At 54.7% G+C, this 16,128-nt stretch carries 10 protein-coding genes and 4 pseudogenes; 7 read left to right on the forward strand and 7 right to left on the reverse strand.

The genetic code is table 11. The annotated features are described in order from the left end of the window. Positions 1–176: 176 nt before the first annotated feature. Positions 177–332 (forward strand): hypothetical protein, encoded by a 156-nt coding sequence (locus tag MLPF_RS14660; RefSeq protein WP_237756015.1) that lies wholly within the window; start codon positions 177–179, stop codon positions 330–332. A gap of 198 nt (positions 333–530) precedes the next feature. Next, positions 531–668, forward strand: a complete 138-nt coding sequence (locus MLPF_RS14665; protein WP_237817218.1) for a hypothetical protein — start codon at positions 531–533, stop codon at positions 666–668. 594 nt (positions 669–1,262) lie between these two features. Here the strand turns inward: MLPF_RS14665 and MLPF_RS14670 are convergent. Next, positions 1,263–1,730: an SRPBCC family protein gene (locus MLPF_RS14670; protein ID WP_045843535.1), complete on the reverse strand. Its 468-nt coding sequence runs from the start codon at positions 1,728–1,730 to the stop codon at positions 1,263–1,265. A gap of 150 nt (positions 1,731–1,880) precedes the next feature. Next, entirely contained in the window at positions 1,881–2,294 is a 414-nt protein-coding gene (locus tag MLPF_RS14675; RefSeq protein ID WP_236685157.1) for a TIGR00366 family protein, read from the reverse strand. Between the two features lie 756 nt (positions 2,295–3,050). Between MLPF_RS14675 and MLPF_RS14680 the strand changes: the two are divergent. Next, positions 3,051–4,892 (forward strand): annotated as a pseudogene (locus tag MLPF_RS14680) (AMP-binding protein). Positions 4,893–5,858: 966 nt separating this feature from the next. Next, positions 5,859–6,101, forward strand: a complete 243-nt coding sequence (locus tag MLPF_RS14685; protein WP_237756014.1) for a hypothetical protein — start codon at positions 5,859–5,861, stop codon at positions 6,099–6,101. A 165-nt stretch (positions 6,102–6,266) separates the two neighbouring features. Here MLPF_RS14685 and MLPF_RS14690 read toward each other — a convergent pair. After that, positions 6,267–6,996 (reverse strand): annotated as a pseudogene (locus tag MLPF_RS14690) (SDR family oxidoreductase); the annotation flags it as partial. 1,004 nt (positions 6,997–8,000) lie between these two features. Next, positions 8,001–8,955, reverse strand: a pseudogene (locus MLPF_RS14700) (GlxA family transcriptional regulator). A 135-nt stretch (positions 8,956–9,090) separates the two neighbouring features. Here MLPF_RS14700 and tpx point away from each other — a divergent pair. Further along, positions 9,091–9,512, forward strand: a pseudogene (tpx, locus tag MLPF_RS14705) (thiol peroxidase); the annotation flags it as partial. Between the two features lie 1,923 nt (positions 9,513–11,435). Further along, on the forward strand, positions 11,436–12,041 hold the full coding sequence (locus MLPF_RS14710) for a hypothetical protein (protein ID WP_162196957.1): 606 nt from the start codon (positions 11,436–11,438) through the stop codon (positions 12,039–12,041). Positions 12,042–12,175: 134 nt separating this feature from the next. Here the strand turns inward: MLPF_RS14710 and MLPF_RS14715 are convergent, their stop codons facing one another. Then, a complete protein-coding gene (locus MLPF_RS14715; RefSeq protein ID WP_050039265.1) occupies positions 12,176–12,526 on the reverse strand; it encodes a hypothetical protein in 351 nt (116 codons plus the stop codon). A 939-nt stretch (positions 12,527–13,465) separates the two neighbouring features. Between MLPF_RS14715 and MLPF_RS14720 the strand changes: the two genes are divergently transcribed. Beyond that, the gene (locus MLPF_RS14720) at positions 13,466–13,636 is read left to right on the forward strand and encodes a hypothetical protein (protein ID WP_237817279.1); all 171 of its coding nucleotides are present in this window, start codon (positions 13,466–13,468) and stop codon (positions 13,634–13,636) included. Between the two features lie 534 nt (positions 13,637–14,170). Here the strand turns inward: MLPF_RS14720 and MLPF_RS14725 are convergent. Both MLPF_RS14725 and MLPF_RS14730 read right to left on the reverse strand, forming a co-directional pair. Next, positions 14,171–14,977 carry an iron-containing alcohol dehydrogenase gene (locus MLPF_RS14725; RefSeq protein ID WP_237756013.1) on the reverse strand — a complete coding sequence of 269 codons (807 nt, stop codon included), beginning with the start codon at positions 14,975–14,977 and terminating at the stop codon, positions 14,171–14,173. 686 nt (positions 14,978–15,663) lie between these two features. Beyond that, positions 15,664–15,939 (reverse strand): SDR family NAD(P)-dependent oxidoreductase, encoded by a 276-nt coding sequence (locus MLPF_RS14730; RefSeq protein ID WP_050039263.1) that lies wholly within the window; start codon positions 15,937–15,939, stop codon positions 15,664–15,666. Positions 15,940–16,128: the final 189 nt, after the last annotated feature.

A 16,128-nucleotide genomic window follows, 5' to 3' on the forward strand; every position in this document is an offset into this window, starting at 1 on the left:
TCGGTCACCTAGAGTGCCAGAGAGCTGCAGTGGCCAAGCTCGGGTTTGTATATTAGTCGCTCCATTCCACCGCGCGGGCACAAATCCCATCCTTGCGCTACAAACGTGACCTGGAATTCATTTCATAGAGCATATTGCACCCTCGGCTTCGACGAGGTATACTGCGTAGTAACCACGTGACTGGTAGTGTTATCATTGGCTTATCGCTGAGTTTAACCGCCGCTGTTGCGCAGTTGCCTGGGCTGGTTCGCCTTGGTATCGAGATCATCTCATTTGTGTTGTGTGGCCGTCTCTGGGTAGCCGGGCTGTTGATGCTTGTTGGATCGGGTTAACTCCCACTGACACGTATGAGCTTCTCGAAACCAACCCCGATATCCTCGTGTGTCTCCTGGCCGTGGCCGGGGAAACTGTTACTGCCGAGACCGCCACACATCAGTTATTCGACGCTAAGCTACAGCTCGCCGCGTACTTAAACAGCGGCATTCCAGTGGCCGGTTGCTGTAGTCGCCTCACTTACCACTACCCGGGTGGTGGGCAAGTACGGCATCGGTCTGTTATCCATCAGACAAACATTGGAAATTGAAGGTTTCTACGCACTTGCCTACCGCTGGGGCGTCGTTGAAGAGTGCGCCGCAGCTGTTGGAACGAAAATCGACCGCACGAACTAGTCTCTAGTCAGTCTTTTTATATCGCCGAGACGGATGAGCAGGCTTGATCCTACGTGAAATTCGGCATCGAGTCGTGGTTCCGGTACTTCCAGAGGGTAGTTGCATTCCTGCAGATGACTATGCCGGGTGATTAGCCTGACGAAACGATCGACATCATCAATAACGTGGTAACCGGTGTGATGTACCCTGGAGCGGAAACGTGCGGCCAGTACAGCGGCTGTGGGATGAGTCCAGCGGATTAGGTTGGATGCTACAGATGAACCATCTACAGCATACAAATGCTATGTCGAGCTGTTCACCGTTGAAGTGATGCTGCGCTTTCAGGGCTAGGCCGAACCGACACATGATGCCGCTGCGGGAGCCAACCAAGCACGGGATAACTGGGCGCAGTCTCAGCTACAGGTTATCGAGCACATGACCAAGAAATACCAGGACTAGGTTGGCTGCACGTAATTGCTCAAATGGTACACCACTGCCGGGGCAATTCTCTCAGACCCACCCAACTGAATCGGCGACTGAACTAAATGAATGTAACCCGTTAATCTTGGTTACTAAGACTAACAAAACGAATAACCTTGACCCTGAAGGTAAACGTTACCCCCCACCATCCGACTCGCGTTCAGCCGTCTTTACCAACCGGCCTGTTAAACACCGAACCACACCCTCTAGCGCTGCCCGCATAATCGGCCCCGTTCCAGGAACGCTCTCGGTAAATGAACCACTCCAGCGGATGTCGGTACCACCTGTTGCATTCGGTGCTAAAAGTACCTCGCCAAAGTAGTCTTTGGTTGGGTTCGGAGGTCCGATCAGCTTGTAGAGGTGTCGACGATCCTGCTCGTATTCGACGGTCTCCTCGCGTACCAGCATGGGCCATATCCCTACCTTGCGGACTGCTCCGATGCCGCCTGGTGTAAGGTCGCCAACGCGTACCCAACTCGATTGAAGGACGATCGGCTTGGCCCACGTCGCCCAGTTGGCGCCATCTGTTACAAGTCGGAATAAGATTGCGGCAGACGCGTTACTAGTACGGGTGACCTCGAATGAAAATGCCCGATCCGACATGTCTTACTCCCTGGTGAGAAAGCTGAATGGTGTTGCTGGGTAACTTACTTCGGAAGATGAAATCTATTCACAGTATAGTGAAGCCGTCTATCCTCAGCCGTATGAATATTCACATGTTGGCGATGTCGGCCGCCGCATCTGCCCTTACTGTTAACGGTTCACCATGAAATGTCGATGTGCTGCGGCAGAGTGCATACGAAGACCCCTGCTGCCCATACACGCCGCCGCGATGAGATAGCTGAAATATGCGCCCACTAGTCGCTTCGTGGCCTGGCCGGTGACCAGAGCACCCGATACGCGACCGAGCTCTAGGTTCAGCAAGAAAAGGGTGGCGTTGAGGGCGAAACACAGGAGGGTGCCTTGCACCTGATTCTTCAGGTTTACTCGGATATGGACGATAGTGCTCTTCAGAGCAGGTGCCTCGGCCAGCGCGTGGCCAATCACGAGGATCAGCACTATCTGGAACGCGAAGGTGAAGATATTCTGTGATCCCCATACTCCGCCGTACCGCGCCTTGAACATGCTGGCTACTGTCGTGTCTCTGACGAGCGGCGCGATAAGCATGACCACAATGATGGTAAGGATGACAGCGAATAGGTCGGATCTGGTATAAAGCGTTTGATTTAGCGGACACATAGCCTGGTGAGGTGCGGCATCAGGTCGTGTCGTGTGTACTGTCGGGCCTTTCTCCTCGTGTCAGTTGGACCACCTTTGCCGTATTTCTTGCGCTCTGAGGAGCCTCTGGATGTGTATTAGGGAGACCCCAAGCCAAACTGCGACATTGGACAAAACTTGTAGACGGTCTATTACACGAGTGCAGCTGCAATGAGCAAGCCGATCAGGATTGCCACGCGGACACGTTGTGGTGATTGTCGGTGGAACCAGTTACTGCAGCTGGGCAAAGCGCCAATCCATCCACGCATAGGCGCGTTACCAAGCTAATTTAGGGCGCAGGAAAGTGAAGCGCCACCAACAGCACCGGGATATGCCGAATTCGGGAAGCAACACGACCACCGGACGTGAGGCAACGAGCAGTACGTCACCAGGAACGGCGAGGATCGCTTGCACTAGCTTGGACCGATACAGCTCGCGGTAGACGAATACCCAACCAGCGTGCTTTCGATGGTCGTGGTTGAGGTGTTGTGGTCGTTGGAGCCCAAAGATGCGTCTGCTCAGCGCCCATCTGACGCTGATGCTGTGGCGAGTTTGGCACAGGCTCTAGTTCGACTGGATCTCGAAACTCGAATGCACGAAACAAAGTGTCAAGTCTGTCGCGTCACAGTTAGCGCCTCATTGGCGAGTTTATAGTTGCGTCTATGGATTGCGGTTACAGGGCAGGACTCCGTGGCTCCAAAAGGCCTGTTAGTGATCGAGGACTGTCTGGATGCCGCTGGTAACATTGTGTTGTCGCCTGACACCACGTTGATCTCTCTCATCGAACGCTAAAATGTGGCAAACGTAGATAACGCGACAGCGTAATCGGGTACCTGGACTACGTCCGTGCTGATGGACAGGTCATTGAAGTGAACGGGGCCTAATGCGGTACACCGCTTGCAAGCTATCGGTGTACATATACAACAATTCGCAGGTCACGACGATCGGGTTGCCACCCTGCGCACCGCAGAGCATCGACTACGTTGCCGGGCTCTAAGTAGCGATCAAGGCGGGCACTATAGTGGTGCCCTTGTTCGCGTCAGCGCTGCCGGTGCCACGCTGAACGGTTGGCTCGATACTGTGTTGTGTGATTCGCGAGCTCGCCGCTGTACTTACTACCGCAGCAGCCAACGAGGCGGTTGAAGGTTTTCTGATGCGCCTCCCGTACCTGCGGAGGCGGTAAATCATCGTAATCGATCCGATGTCGAACTCTACGCGGGAAAGCTTCGTCCCTGTCAAGCTAGACATCGACGGTATTTTTTACTTGCAATACAACATCATGGTTCCACTCGATCCCCGGTCAGAGTGGATATTACCCATCGAACGGCCTGTCCAATCTGGTGCAGATAATTCCGTCCATCGACCTACTGACTCGGAACATCCGCGGTTTCAAGTGGTTACCACTCCACCAGACATGGGCTTGTCGATGATCGGTTTTCCTGCAGTATACGGTGGACACTCCACGCCGATGGGAGTCGACTATATTTGTCCATAGGTTGCAGCGGTGGATTGATGCGTTAGTTGTTGAGTCGTGCCACGGCGGCGTGGTGACCGTGGCACTAAACTTCGCCTATGAGTGGGCCGCGCAGCCTGAGCTACCCGCACAGGTCGACTATGTCGACCTGTGCAATGTCGTGCTGATCATCGGTTCCGAACCGGTCAACAGCGAGGCGGTTATGACGTTCAATAAAGCTTTCGGGCCGTAAGGATTACCGCGTACGGCGTTCAAACCCTCATATTGCATCGCGACGGTCATTCTATTCGTCGCAACGATCGAGCCGAGCGCTCAGACAACGGTTGTGTACTTGGACCGAGAACCTTGGGCGTTGTCCAGGTAACATGCGTTGCCAGCGAAGCCGTTAACGCGGTGGCGCAGCTTTCGTGTGGTCGGATCGCTCGTAGACAGTGGGGTGTGATTGTCGACCTTGAACACCAGATGGAACTAACCGACGGCTAGGGTTGGCCAAATCTGATTGCGGAGCAACAACGTTGGCCACTACTACTGGCGACGGTTGGACGAAAATCGGGTGGACTTCGGAGCCAAAACGGCTCGGCCGTCGCAGGCGCATGGCTACGCACTGGAGACCTCGGCGTGTATCTCGATGGCGAATTCTATGTCACTGATCGAATCGTGGATCTGATTACCATCTATGGCCGCAACCATTATCCTCAGGAAGTTAAAGGTTCTTGCTGTGAACGCATCGCCGATGGTGCGGTGGCGGATATGTGACGGCGTTCTTCGTGCCGGTCAACGCAGTTCTCCGAGTAACTGATGACGACACGAATCGCACAACTCGTGATCATCGCCGAATGTGCAGTGATCACCAGCAGAGCTGACCTGCATCCAGCGATCGAGGTCATCGAGGAAGCGGTATTTCGTTGTCACGGATTGTGTCTCCGATATATGCTTTCCTACTGACCGGTGCTATTCTGCGTACCACCAGCGGCAAGCCGTCTCGCAAAGCTTGCCACGTGCAATACCTCAGCGGCGAGTTGGGTGTGCGCTAGATACCGTCTATGGCGTGCCATTCAGAGGCGCGTAGCCTGCTCGACGACGAGTGGCGGGGGTCCCCCCGCTTGGGTTCGTGTGGGTCGGCCTGCGTTCTTGTAGAATGGCCGTAGCGTGTTTGCACATAGTCCTAACGGGCTCTGTGCTCCGCGTCGGAGGTCAACTGGTACCATTGAATTCCGAACGACGCTGACATATGCAGGTCAGCATGGAAAGCATTGGTCACCTCAGTCGCTCGCACGCACTTTATCCGTTGACGCATGATCGACGAGAACTCCTACAGGCTGTCCAAGTCTTGATCGGGCGGTGTTTCCCTATACATTGCGCGCATCGTCCGTCCTAGATAGCTCCACGTGGTTACGTAGTCCTGATGGTTGACCGCCTTGAAAGAGTTAACAGTCATATGCTGGCCCTGGCGTGGTGGCGGGCAGCCTGTTACCGCACGGCCGGATTGGACGTGCTCGGTCCGGCCGACTAGGAAGCCGATCAGCGACACGACGTCCGTGGTTTTTGTGACGAGCCTGTTTTAGCACTGTGACAAACCCACGCCGGCGCGTTGCATTATTAGCTACCGCCTACTGTGGCGATCGCCGAGGTGGCATCTTGGCCATGTGAGTTTGCTATTTTGGTTAGCGGAGTTGTTGATTGTGATCTCACCGCTGGCAGGTGTGGTCGTCGATGCGATAAGAGCATTCGCCGCAAACAAGCGGCGAGTCGAGGAATCACTAGGTTTCGATTGGTACGAATGCGACATGTCGCCACTGTGCCGCCCAGGCACACAGACAACAATCAAACTACGCAGTGGCGGTCGCTCAAACGCGTGCTTGACGAACATCGCCGTACCGACACACTCTGGCTGGAGTATGAACTCGTTGCGCCCAGTTTCTCGACTTCCCGCTCATGGCTGATATGCCGAATCCACTCATGACCGGTTTCCACAAAACCAAGCTCCGGTCTGACTTCTTGTGTTCCGTGCCACAGCTGAAGATTTCCTTGATGACCGCGAAGGTGCGTTGCCGTATCAGGCTGCCGTTGAGGACTATGTGACGGCTTTCAATGTCGTTGAGGAGGAGGCAATACGCAGACTCCGTAACGATTTCTCACGAGACGAGCAGCAGCGGATGGCCTGCTCTCAGAGTCTGTTGCGGGTGGAGTCGGACTCTGCTGCGGCGCCGCGGGAACGCCAGAATTCTTACGATCTATATTGATAAGGAACTCGATGGCATTATCGTGTTGCTAACCGCGCGCAGTCCAGTATCGAGCGTGGCATCTTCGGTCAGATAGAGCGGCAGTCCGCACACCGGGCAGCGACCCTGTATGCCACGCGCTTTGGCCGTCCTTGCTTCGTTCGTTAACTGTGCCTTGTGACTGTACGGGCAGTTGTATCTACCGTTAATCACTATGTCGGAGCCGGTCACATAGCTGGAAACCTCGCCGGTCAAATAGACGTAAAGGCCGGTGAGTTCTTCGGGTCGGCCCAATCGGTTCATCGGAATCTTCGGTTCCCACAGAGGGTCCAGTTCTGTCTAGGGCTCAACGAGCTCGGTGATGCTATCGACTGCGAAGACGTGCTGACCCGGGTCTTATTCGGCGCGAACTCCATAGCCATGGCCTTGGTCAGGTGAATGACCGCCGCCTTGGAGGCACAGTAGTAGCCTACTTGCTGCGGAATGTTGCTAATGCTGCCGGACATCGAAGCGGTGTCGATGATGACCCCCGCTTCGTTCCTGTCTGACCCGCGACCCGGGCAGTTACTTGGTCCTTTAGGAACACACCCGTCATATTGGTGTGCTGGATGATCTGGAATTCTTCGAGCGGCCTATCCAGCATCGGTGCGACTGTGGTTATCACGACATTGTAAACTGCGGTATTGATCCCACCCAGCTATGCGGTCACCTGGTGCGGTGTGGGTAACGTCGCAGAAATCGGTAAGCCCTTGCCGCCAGCCGAGGCGATCTAGGCGGCGAACTTGCGCAAAATTTCAGAATGCCGCGCCGTCAAAGTTCTTGGGCCCAGACCTGGACATACGCCAGCGCTCAATTCTTGTCGATGCTATTCGGACACCCAGGTCACCAATGTGGTCTTACTGCGCAAATCGAACATAGCTACCTGCTCTAATTGTTCGTTACCTCATGACGCTTTTCTGTGTCGGCTATGGGCAGGTAGGTAGGTCTGAGGTCACGTGAGTCGTCAGGAAACTACACAACAATTGCCAAAGATCCCTACGACGGGATTGCCTACGACGAGGACCATGACGCTGTTGTCTTCAGGATCAAGAATTTGCTTATCATCTGCTGCTATAACCTTACATCCTCGTATATCTGGAATTTCACACAGTTCCGACCAGGCGACTGGTACTGTCTTTGCCAACACGACCGCACCGCCGTCAGCGCCTGCTACCAGGCGAGCGTGGTTTTGGCCATGTGGTTGCTCGGCCTGACGTCGTCTTTGGATCACAATGCGGTAGTGTCGGCTGTCGTGCGCCGACGCCTTAGACATGTGGCCGTAATCGAAAGGTGACTGTCAGTCGTATTCCATTGTGTGCTAAAGCTTTACTCTCGTCCTGTATTGCCGATTTTTTCGGCTAGCCATAGCGCGAGTTCCAGCCCTGCCTACATGCCTACGCATCGTCACGATGCGGTCCTACCGCAGGATGTGCTTGTTGTTGACAGAGATAGAGCTGAATCCTCTCAGCAGAGGCATGGTCAACCAGTGTGATGTGGCGTGCCGGTCTTTCAGCAGGTCAGCAGCCAGCTAAGAGCACCGAATCCGAACACACCGCCGTAATTCAGCTAGCAGTCTCATGAAGCCGGCGCAGCCAGTCGAGCAGTGCCTCATCGCGTGCATGCACCGCGGAGTTAGCGGACCGCCTGACACGAGAAGCATGTCAGGCGAAGGTGCTTCATCCAGCGTGTACATGGCGCAGATGATGATTATGCCGGCGTCGGCGATGATCGGTCCGGTTTAGCGCCAGACGAGCCGCACCTCGGTGTTCGGTAGGTGCCGCAGTACATCGTATTGTCCGATCCGGTACAGCGTGGTGAATCCGGGATAAGTGACGAATACGAATCGACTCATTGGCGTTTCCCTTTCTCGTGGTGTCTTATCTAGGTGAACGTTGTGCAATGCTTATCTGGCGGTATGCCGAAAAGACGAATAAAGTTGCTCCACATAATTTCTGCGGTACCGAAACCATAACACGACGCGATCGTCACAACAGTGTTGCCGGATTCCTCCACTTGTCTTCGGGCAGCGTCGGTCCGGATGCGTTCGACGTACTGGCCGGGTGATTCATCGACTTCATCGGTGAAGACTCGGGTGAAGTAGTGTGGTCTTCTTGCCGCTTTGCGCGCCATTTTATCGATGTTGTGCAAGCCACCCGATTCAGTTTCAATAGCGTGCTGCACCTCGCGAATTGACATCCGTTTGGCCCGCGACATCCACACTGGCGCCACAAACTGTGCTTGTTTGACCGGGGCCGGAGCAAATAGAGTTACGAGCCAGCTGGCGATCGTTTGCGCAACCTCGGTTCCATGGTCATCGCTCGACCAGCGACAGCGCGAGCTTGATTCCGGCTGTGATGCCGGTGGCTGTTCGCATTCTCTCAGCGCTACGGATGAAGATCGGGTCGGAATCGACGTCGATGGTGGAGAATGTACTGGCTAACTGCACGACAAAAGCCCAGTACCTGGTCGCACGATGGTTGTTCAACAGCCCAGCTTCGGCTGCGAAAAATGCTCCCGTGCAAGTGGTTACTAGGCGGTGGGAATTGCACGACATGGACTTGATCCAGACCACAAGCTCGGCATTGGCTTGTGCGGAATCGACATCACTGCTGCCGTGCAATAGGGCTGTAGCGACGGGATTGCTCGGGTCTGGCAGCGGCACCGTCATGAAAGCCAAGCCGGTCGCAGTGGTCACCGGTTTGTCATCAATCGAGGCTATGGCGACGTCGTATATGCCTCTGTTTAGTAACGATGTGTCGCTAAACACTTCATGAGACCTTACCAAATCAAGCGACTGCACGCCGGCCCATTCAACGATGACCACCTTGCGAGCCATGAACTCCGTGTCAGCTCGGCGATCGTATGTCGTCTACGTTGCTTACCTCACCAATTAGGACACGCGGTCTATCGGCAACCTACCGGAGTCCGCTCGGGCTGACCTGGCCCGAGGCTTCCTTGGCAGACTGTGCATATGGCACAGATGACCTTGCATGGAAACCCGGTCAACACAGTTGGTGAGTCGCCTGTCGTCGGATCTCGCTCCTCTGAGTGCAAGCTCATCAGCGCTGACCTGGGCCCGGTCAGCAGCGGGCAATTCCATGGTCAGTCCGTGTTGCTGAACATTTTCTGTCCATGAACACCCTCGGTATGCGCGATTAGCGTGCAAGCCTTTGACGAATGTGCTGTCGCGATTGGTCTGATCGTGGTGTGTATCTCGAAAGATTGGCCGTTCGCGCAGAAAAGATTTTGCAGTGAGGAGACGTCGATAACGTCACAACGGCTTCGGTATTCCGCGATAGCTTGGGTAAGGACTACGGCGTTACCATCGCCGATGGCCCGATGGTCGGGCTTCTGTTCGGGGCTACCGTGGTGATTGACGCCGACGGCAATATGAAGCGGCGCTTGCCGCGTCCCGCGCACATAGCGCAGTTCTGCGAGCTCGACACAGCTGTCATTAAATCATCGATAGTCTCGAATAGTGAAGCGGTTTCCGGATTGTTCCTCAGCTTGTTCACACCCACAGCCAGTGAGCAAAAGACTAGGAAAATCGTGGTTGGCAGCTGTCTTACGGGCTGTAAATCGGGACAGGTTCTCGTCAGACGCTAGACCATCTTCTGCTTTTCCGGTACCGCACCAAGGGTGTTAACCATCTCTAGGCGCGAAATGAGGATCAACCCGTTCAACTGCTGGAGTTCTTCTGGGCTCTTTGGCGTAGCCTCTGCGTGCTCGAGTAAGAAGACACAGAGCATCCCGGCTACCGGTCATACGGCTCCGGGAGCTTCATGTTGCGCGTAACACTGTGGCCAGTTCGGGGTTGATCACGGCATTTCCTTTGCCATTCGAGTATCAGCGCAAGCGTAGAAGACATGTTCGGGTCCAGGGATGAGCGCATCGGTTGCGACTTCTCGACGGGTGATTGTCACCAATGGTTATCGATTCAACATGGCCTACGATATTGCTTTGAGCGGAGACGTGTGAATGCGCCGGAGCCCTGCCACCGTTGTCGAGTAGGAGCACAGCGCTGCCCAGACGATGAAGCTTACCGGGCAAGGTTGAGCCGCTGATCGTCCTCATCCAATTCTAACGAGTCTTCCTGTGCAGAAGGCCGATACAGCATATGACCTTAACCGGCTTCCTCGCTCTCGGGTTCTTCGCCGTCATCGTAGTCTTCCTGCCCCTGGATGACTACGACGGACACTAGCCCTGATGTGTAGCTGGCGCTGGCTTGCGTCGTTTTGGCCCATCGAGCTCAGTGGGGCAATGTCGGTGCCAAGCGCCGACGATGCAGCGTTGGTGACTGCAAGGGCAGTCGTTCCTGTTGTCTCTCGGCAACTGGAGTATCGACCAATTGGCTCATCATCACCGTCATTTGGGCCGGCACTTAACGCGTTAGCGCGCATCACCTCCGCGTCCGTGCTTACGCCCGATCTATTCGCCAAACTCATTCGAGACCGCATGGGGCCGCCATGCCGAATGAAAATGTATCTGTGGTGGTGTCGTTAACCTGACGAATACATGCACGAGATATTCATCAACACTATGCCGGTCTGCAAAAATTCTTGTTACTCCGAGCTGTTGGACACCAACATCTGTGTGCTTTCTTGCATGAAACATGAAAGCTAGTGCCGGCTGCATCGAAACTTTTCACTACCCTCCGTTATTAGCGAATAACGCCTACACACCAGAGGCCAGGATTGCCCAGCGATATGGGCTAGTTGAGAGCCAACATCGCTGGCGGCCGGATCATGACCTATCGATTCCATTTATGTACTGCTCCTGCATATTTGTAAATGAACACAAAACGTGTGTTGGGATCGCCATCTCATCTCGATGGACCCTGCACAGTAAAAGGTTTACTGCCGAGGACTTGAATTCCAGCTTCGTTGAGCGCTGGAGCCAAGTCCAATCGATCAAATTCTAAAGATCAAACAGAAGAAATATAAAGTCCAACAGAAAAAGAAAGCAACCGGTGAAGCACTTGAAAATGGATCGATGCTCTGTGGTCTATTGGAACACTTAATCGCAACTTCTGGCTGCGACTTCAGCCGGGTCGCGCCACCGTGGTCCTTGGTGTACGTGAAGTTGACACACGAACACAGCAGATGATCGCAGTGCTAGCATGGCAACATGGTGGGTAGACAAGCTGCCCTGTCTCGTGGTTGTCACGCGAGACGCATGTCCGTCCACTCTGATAGGCCACGAACCTGGTCGCTACTGAGCAAAATGTGCGAAGGCCCGGTTGTGATCCGAGAGCGATTCCGGCTTACGGTGAAGCATCGATCTGGGCTCACAGATGAACCAAAAGCCGCTTGACAAATGCCTCGAGATGCCCCCTATGCATTAAATGCCGAATCGGACTTCCTCGATTATCTACTTATTCTAGTACATCCGGGAGGCACCCCGGTAGTCCGTGTGCTCGGCAATCGGATAGTAGAAGCCCGCAAAGGCGACCACCGGCATGGTGATCTACGCTTTTCAGCGATGTGGTTGAGTGTTGGGAAAAATTTTAATAATAGCCAAACGCCGCGCTTAAATTCGCCGGGGTTTGAGAAACTGGCACGCAAGGCGTCGAACTTGACTGGATCAGAGTTCCACGCCGGTGACCCTTTACGACAGATGGTAGGTAGCACTGCGAAGTCATTGCGTGCAAATCGACTCGGCTCCCCCCGGCAGCTGGTATGCCACGAAGTGCCGGACACCCCAAAACTTCTTAGGCGAGGTTTTGAGCGCTGCTGGGTGCGGAATGTTGATAAAAAGTGTTTTCACTCGATCTCGATCGAGTGTCATGGCGTTGTATCCGGCCGCAGCTATCCAATCGTGGCCGATGATGATGGCATCGCGGGCGTCGAACGTTTCGATCAAGGCAAGCGGATCGCGTTAGATTCTCTTGATTTGTGTCGCTATCAGGTATTTTTGTGGTAAAGTATCGGCGTATAGACGGGCTGACCGCGCGGTACTCTTGTGCGGAGATTCGCAAACGAAGATCGTCCCAGGAATGCGGCGTGTCCGAAAAGTCCTGCAGCATGAGCACAAGCTGCTCTGGACTTTCCTAGAGATTAGGTGAATCTGAATCCGTTCGCGTCGACGAAATATAAGGTGGGATCGACATAAAGTTTGGTATCAGTGTGCAGGAGGTGACCGATCCAAGGTATCCGCACGCTGCGCATCGCCTGTTCCCCGAGTTGGGCCGCCAACGCCGTTTGGCGGCGTCGACCATCGGTTGGTTCCACTCCGTCGAACAATTGACAGTACACGTCACGTGTTGCGGTGCTCAGTACGGTCAGGATGGCTACCTTGATAACCAAGCCGATGACGGGATCTTCTAGTGGAAACCCAAGTGCGACAACGCTAGTGGAGAACAGCTTCGTCGGGGAAGTGAATATTTCGGTGGCGAGTATGTCGGCCATCGGCAATCAACACGGCTGAGCCGATGTGACGCCCGATCCCCAATGCAATAGCAAGCCGCTCATTCGTTGCCAATAAAATCCGATAAATCCCGCCAGCGTGACCCAACCGATGTGTTACATTTGTTAAAGACGAGTTAGTCGCAGAACTGCTTCGTATCCGGCAGCGGTCGCCGACCGCTCTATCATTGCCGCCACAAACAACCCGACTAGGTCCTCAGCCCGGTCGAACTCATAGCTTTACCGGCGTGTGATGGCCTTAGCTCCCAACACGAACGCGATCCATAGCGACATCGTGGTCAAGGAGTCCGAGAAATTGTGGATTGTATTGGGGTAGCCAGCCCCCAGATATCGGAGATGTTTACGACGACGATCTGCGCGATCGAAGTTAGCCTGAGTAACAACAGGCGGATCTTGACAGCATGGATCCCTGCTGCGCTGGATTCCAGAGACTTTCGACCTTGTCGGCCGGTATAGTGCATAGTGTGAATGTGGCTCGAAGATCTCCTTACATTGCCTTACCCAGACCACGTGGATTATTATGGCCAAGCGAATGGCTGTGATCGTCAGTGGCGCAAATAGATTGACTCTTAAGGTGGGTCATCGCTGGGGGCGCATCTAGCTCTCGGCGACTGACCAATACCGCACGATTACCTGCATTCATATGCAGATATATAGGTCTATGAGTTTCCCTGTTACCAGCAGCAAGGCTGATAATCAGCCCATGCGCGGCGTGAAGATCCTGATCACCGGTCCGACTGGCTAACTCGTTACTCCAACTGCCCGACGCCGGCCTTTGACAACGAGGTGTGAGGTGTCGCCACTACACCTATTCCTCAATGTGCGCAGCTCTCGAGAAGGCGGAAGTTTAGTACGAAACTGTTCCTGATGGCCCATTGCTGCGGCGCAAACGGCATCCCGATCCACGAGGACGACATCATCGTGACCATCCCAAAGCTGCTCGAGGTGACTTCGGTTCCAAAGAACATGGTCGACTGGTACGACGAGATGGGCAGGATGGCATACAAGCTCTCGACGGAGCTGATCGGCTTGCGACGAAAAATATTGCGCCGGAAGAAAATCAGCCATCATCAAGCGGATATGCATAGCTGACGACGATACCAACGTCGTGTTCCCCGACACATTGGAGTCGCTCAAGATCACATCCAAAACGCAGTTCGTTACATGATGGCAGGTGGCTGTCCTCCTCAGGACCGTCGCGCCGAGTTGCACTACCAACAGCTCATGGTTTTCTGAAAAAGTTTCGTCAGAACAGGTTTACTCATCGCTCAGGGGGCGTTCTCTACAAGGCGTTGTTGAGGGTAACGTCCCTTCAGGGAGGGCCGCTACGTCATCGTCGATATCGCCCACCCCACTCACTCCATTCGGAATTCCCACCGCGCGCATGATGCAATAATTTCGCGTGTAAGTACCCCATCTGCATCGTTGGCATCAGCATCCTATGTATCAGCACCGAACAGCCGGTCTCCTGCCAAACGGCGCTCTGGACTCACCTGCGCCGTGAAACAGGACACCGGGGGCGTTGAAGATGATAGCCGCGCCATGCGGTGTATGGATGTCCGCATTGCTGAAGGCGATGCCTGCAGGCGCCACCACCTAACATTATCTGCCTCTGGGGCCTCACTGTCAGCGCCATACTATACCGCTCGCACCAAAGTATTGGCTCAACAAGCGCAACATCGCACGATAGCCGAGATTACTCCACGGGTTAGTGCCTTGAGTCATCGGCCGCAGGCTGGGGTGTTCGGGAGCGAGCCGACAGACGTAGGTTCGCGCGTGTAGGACTCTAAAGAGTGCGACAGCACGTTGAGTCCGCTGCGACGACAACCTCGGGAGCAGATTTGCGGTGCAAGCCGGGTCAACCAGGGTCTCAGCGGGACGTAGCTCCTGCGAAGCGATACCAGTTTTCGCCGACAGTACGAGAAGGTTAAATATCGTGATGCCTGTTATCTCGCTGCCGGTGAACGCCGCTGCGGAGTAGGAGATATGCGGTTTAAGCGGGCCAGGTACGGGTATTGCCTTCCCGCACCGGCGTGTAAGTAGTCCAGCTGGATAAGTGGTATACCGCTTGGCGGTCTTACATGTATCTATGACAGAGCCGCCGACCAGTGAAGCATAGCCATCGGGGTTCATCTCTTGAGCGAAGCCTGCTCCGTCCAGAAAAGACACGTTAGTGTAGGTGATCGCCGCTAGCCCAGCGGCCGACAGCGAGGCGTGCGTCTTCTTGGAGATCAACAATTTATTCGCGCTGACATCGGCGACCTGAGTTCCCGCGGCAGCTTTAGCGCTGGCTTGGCCACCCACTTCTGCCAGGCAGCCGCGTCCGATGGTGGCCTGGAACGCGTCAACCGTGAAGGTTCCGTCGAAGTCCTTCGCCGCAGTTGGGAAGTTGCAGCACGCCAGCCCATCTTCTTGAGCCGGTTGCGACGGCAATCTACCGAATCAGAGTATGTCGCGGGGTGGTGAATGTACAAGACGGATGTGGATTCACCCGTTGCTGACACTTGGCCTATCTGACGCAACGAGCTTTTGCCGCGCAATGGTATTCGTCGTTCTATTCACACAACAGCCAGGAAGCAAGAACAATTGACACGAACTTGTGGTTCAGCAGCGACAACGGGTGCTAATCCGCCCAGAGGACCTTTCGTAGGTGGTGCGGCGAGATGAGCTGTTCTCTGTCACGGAGGTGATGGATGACAAGCCTGGCAACCATGATACCTCAAGAACAATGCAGAAATCGCTTGAATCTGTTTGCAGAGCAAGACTGTTACTTCAATCGTTACGTTCACCCGATAAGTATCGCCAGATACGAGCAACTTCAGACTCGCCTTGGAGCCTGTTTGTCCGAACCGCAACAACCACGTCAGCGACCTTGGCAGCAACAAAGCCAGCGATTCCATCGGAGATCTCAGAAGCTAGCATCGCTAAGAGGGTAAGCGCTTGTTGATGCATAGGGTCCACTGAGAGCCGGTTTGCTGTGCTCGATCGCCCGTACGACAGCGTTGGCCCTCTGCTCGGGTGTGCCCATGCCGATGCTCGGGCGGTGGCGAGGTGCCACTATCCGCAAAAATCCCGACCTCGCGAATCGCTCCAGGAAAATGATCGAAACACCGACGGCGCTACCACACAAGTATTCTCGCAAATTTGAGTGTGAATCCCCGTAGCCTGAACTTTGTCGCAGCGTATTCAGGTGCCCGCAGCATAGTGGCTATCTCCGAAATCGACGAGATGAATACGAAGTGCCTACTACCGCGCTCCTGCCAGCCGGGCAGCAGGTCACGGGTCATGTGACCCGGTGTTTCGCGGTTGACATGAAACGCGTGGTTGATCTCGTCGTGCTTGAAGCCCTCCAGGAGGCCCGACTCGGAGAACCCTGCGTTTGGCGACCAACACATCGATATCGCCGACCTCCTCGAGCAATGCAAACACCGTGCTCTCTTCGATTAGGTCACAAACTACCGTCTTGTGGGCCACACACGAGAGTCGGAGCCTGCGAGCTGGTCCAAGTCCTCGGCTTTACGCGAGCTGAAGACGAGCTTGTCTCCCCGTAATGCTAGTGCTTTCTGGATCGCCCGCCCCAGGTC

Source organism: Mycobacterium lepromatosis, assembly GCF_000975265.2.
GTDB lineage: Bacteria > Actinomycetota > Actinomycetes > Mycobacteriales > Mycobacteriaceae > Mycobacterium > Mycobacterium lepromatosis.